This is a genomic window from Phormidium sp. FACHB-592, from assembly GCF_014695795.1.
Lineage (GTDB): Bacteria > Cyanobacteriota > Cyanobacteriia > Leptolyngbyales > Leptolyngbyaceae > Stenomitos.
Window position 1 is genome coordinate 1 of the sequence record NZ_JACJOZ010000088.1, and the last position, 4,314, is coordinate 4,314.

Consider the following 4,314-nt stretch of genomic DNA (forward strand, 5'->3'; position numbering starts at 1 on the left):
CTCATCGGTCAGGTCACTGTCGTAGTAAGGCTGACTCATATCCTCAAGCCATGTAGATGTCACTCTTCTGGTATCGCGCCTTTGTGACCGTAGTTGTCTTCTACTTCACATACATTTACAAACAGTTTCTTAAAGCGAAAGTTTGCATCATAAGAAACTGACGAAAGATTTAAATGGGGCATTTTTAGCGGTGCCTCGCTCGCAGAGGCAGAAGATTGCACATTTTTGTTTCGCTCACAGAGACAAAAGATTGCACATTTTTGTTTCGCTAGCAAGCGTGATGAACTTTCTGTGAGGATGCTTGACAAACGATCCTATTTATCTAGGCGTGGTAAGTTTTACAGGCAATTTCTCTCTCGCAAAATTGGAGTCTTTTTTAACTCGATTTAACCCTTGCTTCACGTTCCCATAACTAAGGGATGGGATTATCAATAAGGTTGAAGTTTATGGGCTTGAGAAAGATTTTAATCAATTTTTTCTTAAATTGCCTGAGGTAAGTTTTCGGTTTTATGGCGCAAAAGATTTTAATTCGCCAGCTTCTCATTGCTTTAACGGCGGCGTGGAGTCTGGAACTGCTTAAGGGTAGTTATCAACCTGCACATGCAGAAATGCAAGGTCTCGTAATTGAGCTACCTGTATATGGTCAAGCCGTACCTGGTAGTTTAACGGCGCAAGCAGAATTATTAGTTAGCAGTGCTATTGAGCGTCAATTCAAACAAAATCCTGGCTTGTCAACGATTCAAGTTGTTGTTACGGGCGATCGAAATGGTGAAATCATACCAATTCTGACGACAACAGCTTCTCGCGCTCAGTGGCAAGCAAATCCACAGGTAAAAGCTTGGACTAAGTACTACAGTGCGTCCTACGCACTTCTGCAACGGCATGAGCAGAAAACAGAAGTAGCTGTATCTTCCCCAACCAGTGCCATTGCTAGCAGTAACCTGAACGATACCGCCCAGATCGATGCAGCCTTTGATTCAGGCGTTCTCACTGGGCAAGCGGCTCAGAAATACCTGAATGACTTGGATTGATTTTTGGGTTGCCGAACTAATGTGATTCACACGTAAACGCCATCACGCTGCTAGTAGCAAAACGTTCTAGCCGTTGATGAATGCGGTTTTACAGAAGGACTAAGCTGCAAGTTTTGAGTTAGGGAGATTAGCTGTGCGTTAGTGCAAAGTCGAGCTTCGTCCACGTTTTCAATAGTTCAATACGATTCAATATGGAGAGGAGAACACAGATGATTCATGACAATGGCAGCAGTAATAAGTCGGGTAATCGTTCCTTTGAAGATGTTCTGAATGTCAGGATGTCTCGACGGAGCACCCTTGCTCGCGGAGCAGCCTTATCCGCTACTGGCTTTTTAGCAGCGCTGGCTGGCAACAAGCTTTTTGCTCCAGGTGCTGAGGCAGCTACAGCTCAGGGCTTTAGTAATACCGTGGCTCAAGGGGCTGGAACTGCGATCGCCCAGGCTGGTGGGAGCCAGTTGATTAATTTTGCCTTTCTTCCCGCTGCTGCGGCAACGGGTCCCGTTCCCAACATTTCGTCCGACTATCAGTATGATGTGCTGATTCCCTGGGGCACCCCACTACAGCCGGGTGGTCCTGTCTATGATGGCAATCCGGCTACGCGACCCACTGCGGAGCAACAAACTCAACAGGTGGGTATTGGTCATGATGGGATGTGGCTTTTCCCAATTGGCACAGGCAATGATCACGGCATCCTTGCTATCAACCACGAATACGGTACAAATCAGCATGTCTTAGGCAAAGAGGTACCAGCAAGTCTTGAAGATGTGCGTCTGTCTCAACATGCCCATGGCGTATCAGTTGTTGAAATTAAGAAGACCAACGGCAAGTGGCAGGTCGCCAAGAGCAATAAGTCTAGACGCATCCACGGCAATACGCCTGTAACTTTTAGCGGTCCAGCCGCCGGAAGTGCACTGCTGAAGACGACCGCGGGAAATGCTCCCCTAGGCACGTTGAATAACTGCTCCAACGGTAAAACACCTTGGGGCACCTACTTGACCTGTGAGGAGAACTTCAACGGGTACTTTGGTGCAACGGGTCAGTGGACACGATCGCCAGCACAAGCCCGCTACGGCTTTAGTGCAGCAGGTGCTGGCTATGGTTGGCACCTTTTTGACCCTCGTTTCGATCTCTCAAACCCTAGCTATAAAAATGAAGAGAACCGCTTTGGTTGGGTGGTTGAGATTGATCCAATGAATCCGGCTCAAACACCTGTCAAGCGCACTGCACTGGGTCGCTTCAAGCATGAAAACGCAGAGCTTGTGATTGGAAAAAGCAAGCGTGCCGTCGTTTATATGGGTGATGACGAACGTTTTGACTATATCTATAAGTTTGTTTCAGACGGCAACTGGCGTTTGATGCAGGCTCGTGGTATCAGCCCTCTCGATCAGGGCAAGCTCTACGTTGCTAAGTTTAATGATGATGGCACAGGCAACTGGCTGGAACTGACGATCGATAACCCCGTGCTGAAAGCTAAGTTTGCAGACCAGGCTGAAGTGCTGACCTACACCCGTCTCGCTGCCGATGCCCTGGGTGCCACACGCATGGATCGTCCAGAATGGATTGCTGCTGCCCCCAATGGCGACATCTACTGCACCCTCACTAACAACACCCAACGGACAGCACCGGATGCCCCTAACCCCTTAGCGCCAAACCCTTTTGGTCACATTATTAAGTGGAGAGATCGGAATAACCACGTTGGTCTCACCTTCAAATGGGACATCGTTGTGCTTGCCAAAGATACTCACAGTATCGAGAAGAGTGCTTTTGGTAGCCCAGATGGTCTCTGGGGCGATCCAGATGGTCGGCTCTTTATTCAAACCGACGGCAATCAACCAACTGTGAATGGTGTGCAGCTAAATGACCAGATGCTCGTTGCTGACCCAAACACGGATGAAATTCGCCGGATCTTCTCGGGGGTAACAGGCTCTGAAGTTACAGGTATTACAGTCACACCTGATCGCCGCACTATGTTTGTCAACCTCCAGCATCCCGGTGATGGCGATCCCAGCGTGACAAACTTCCCAGCACCACAAGGTAGTGGAAGAGTACCCCGCGACTCAACCATTGTCATCACCCGGAAGAACGGCGGCATCATCGGTTCTTAACAGGGCAGAGCTAACGAAGCTACTGTTGGCGCGTTACGAAAGATGAGGAAAAGTCTCTAACTTCCTGTTTGTAACTGCAATGGGGTGTTGAAATAATTTCAACACCCCATCTTTACAAGAATTGGAGTTCAGCCAAATTGACTTTTAGCTAGCGAATGCGTCAATAGCCTCTAGCGTGATACCAGCAACAATCAAATTTTGGTTGACAAGGCCGCAAGTCAGGTGGGTGCATTGCCTGGAGCTATACCAATTCCCTTTTTACACGCTACAAACCAAGATCCCCCGACTACGGCTTCCTTCATAGGGGAAATTGAGAGTGCTGAAACGGGGAATGCTGTAGCCAGCACTTTTTGTTGAAATTGGTCTGACTGCCTCTTCTCAAGCTTTTCCTGAATGAAGTGATAGCGTCCGTAGATAGCCGAGTGGCGCGCTGGCTGCATGACTGCGGCAACGTAGAGAAGACTTGAGCATCGAGACATTAGTTTTAAGGGGCTGTGCAAAGAACCCCAGAAAAGGCTCCACCCTGTGAAAGACCGCAACAGATTCACCTCAGTAGCAAGTTGATTAAGGAATTTTATGCAAACGCTTACTCCTCCCACGTCTGTCTTTAAGCAACTGAAGAAGCGTGAGATTACTTGTGAAGAAGCGCTGAAACTGCTGGTTAATCACCAAGGTGTGATCAAATTCGATCTGCTGGATGCCGAAGTGAGCGATCGCTTCTTCCGCCAGATTTCTGATCGCAGCTCGCTTCATCCAGTGGTGCCACTGCTGCTATGGCGCAACTGTTACTACCTAGGTAGCCCGTTGCCGATGTCGGCTGAAGCAGTGCAGCGGATTAGCGATCGATTGGCAACCGAGATCAAAATCATTCCCATCCATGAGAAGAGTTACCGCGACTGGTTTCGCTTACAAAACCTAGACACCAACCGGATCTGCGGCACAAATTTTGCCAACCCCCTCACCGGCAAGTTTGAACAAGAAGACATTACCCAAACGACAGAACTCTATCTTTCGCAAACAGACAACCAGATTGAGCGCATTCGAGCCATCATCGCTGGCGCACTTAGGAACCGCGCTAGTGATATTCACCTGGAACCGACTGAGGTTGGCTTGCGCGTGCGTTACCGCATTGATGGTATTCTCCGCCATGTCACAACCCTCCCGCCAGACATTAGCCG

General features: G+C 48.8%; 3 protein-coding genes and 1 pseudogene. 3 read left to right on the forward strand and 1 reads right to left on the reverse strand.

Features of this window, described 5'->3' with window-relative positions; translation table 11 throughout:
* The first annotated feature begins 509 nt into the window (after positions 1 to 509).
* Positions 510 to 1,031, forward strand: coding sequence for a hypothetical protein (locus tag H6F86_RS24775; protein WP_190452326.1), 522 nt, complete (start codon positions 510 to 512; stop codon positions 1,029 to 1,031).
* Between the two features lie 209 nt (positions 1,032 to 1,240).
* A complete protein-coding gene (locus tag H6F86_RS24780) occupies positions 1,241 to 3,136 on the forward strand; it encodes a PhoX family phosphatase (protein ID WP_190452327.1) in 1,896 nt (631 codons plus the stop codon).
* A gap of 218 nt (positions 3,137 to 3,354) precedes the next feature.
* Here the strand turns inward: H6F86_RS24780 and H6F86_RS24785 are convergent, their stop codons facing one another.
* The gene (locus H6F86_RS24785) at positions 3,355 to 3,615 is read right to left on the reverse strand and encodes a hypothetical protein (protein WP_190452329.1); all 261 of its coding nucleotides are present in this window, start codon (positions 3,613 to 3,615) and stop codon (positions 3,355 to 3,357) included.
* Positions 3,616 to 3,712: 97 nt separating this feature from the next.
* Here H6F86_RS24785 and H6F86_RS24790 point away from each other — a divergent pair.
* Positions 3,713 to 4,314 (forward strand): annotated as a pseudogene (locus H6F86_RS24790) (type II/IV secretion system protein); the annotation flags it as partial.